The organism is Streptomyces sp. NPDC048275 (assembly GCF_040652275.1).
Lineage (GTDB): Bacteria > Actinomycetota > Actinomycetes > Streptomycetales > Streptomycetaceae > Streptomyces.
In genome coordinates this window covers 1-1093 of sequence record NZ_JBEZLR010000272.1, presented here as the reverse complement: position 1 = coordinate 1093, position 1093 = coordinate 1, and the positions used below count along the sequence as shown (strand labels likewise).

The following is a 1093-nucleotide window of genomic DNA, read 5'->3' as shown; positions in this document are numbered from 1 at the left end:
CCCCGAGACCGAGACGCCCACGCCCGCGCTACTCGCCCGAGACCGCGGAACGGACGCTGCGCTACCTCGCCACGCAAGTCACCCAGACCCAAGCCGACCGTGAGCTGCGCTGGTGGCACATCCCCACCTGGACGGACCGCCGTCCCAGGATGATCCTCGTCGGGGCCGTCACCGGTCTGCTGTACGGAGTGGTCGGCCTCTTCACCCTGTGGGTGACGACCGGCCCGGTGTGGGCATGCCTGCTCGGGCCCCTCTGCGGACTCGGCGGGGGATTCGTGGCCGCCCACCACCATTCGGAGCTCAGCGACCAGCAGCCGCTCCCCAGCGCCGGGTGGCGCGACATTTTCCCGCCCGGCGCCGTCGCTTTGGGCACCTTCGTCTGGCTCTTCTCGGGAACCACGTCCTGGCTTGTTTTCCAACTGCCGGGGAACGACCCGTTGCCTGCCTGGCTCGCCTACCTCGCCGCGCTTCCGCTCGGATTCGGCGCGGCGATGGTGAGCAGCCGCGGCTACAAACTGGTGGTCGGGACCATCCTCGGCAATGGATCAGGACCCCAGTACAACGAACTCAGGGACCGTCTCAGCCAGCGCCCCGTGACGGAAACCCGGGCGGTCAGCCCGCGGGACGTGTGGCGGCACCACATCGGGCTGAGGCTGGTCCTCGGTCTCCTGACGGGAGTCGCAATCGCGGTGTTCTCCGGCTCGCTCGTAGCCCACGAGTACGGCCTCAGAAACGGTGCCTTGGTCGGTGCCACAGCTGGGCTATGGGCCTGTCTCTTCGCCGGCCCGGTCGGAAATCTGGGCGTCGCCGCTGCCCTCTCCGCCGTCCAGCTCTCCATCAGTGAGGGCACCCCGGTGCGTCTGATGTCCTTTCTGGAGGACGCCCGGCGCCGCAACCTTCTGCGGGCGGCGGGACCGGCATACCAGTTCCGCCATGACTGGTTGCGGGAAAGTTTGACCAGTTCTGCACGGTCCTGGGGATGACTCGGGGCTGGCATCTGCGTCTGGCGACGACATCCCGTGCCCCGTCGGCGGCCAGACCGATCCGGCCCCGGCTGGCGCGGCGACGAAAGGCCGCCTGGGCCCAACCGCCC

1 pseudogene is annotated in these 1093 nt (G+C 69.4%); it reads left to right on the top strand.

The annotated features are described in order from the left end of the window. Window positions 1-983: pseudogene (locus AB0D57_RS47890) on the top strand (hypothetical protein); the annotation flags it as partial. Window positions 984-1093 lie beyond the last annotated feature (110 nt).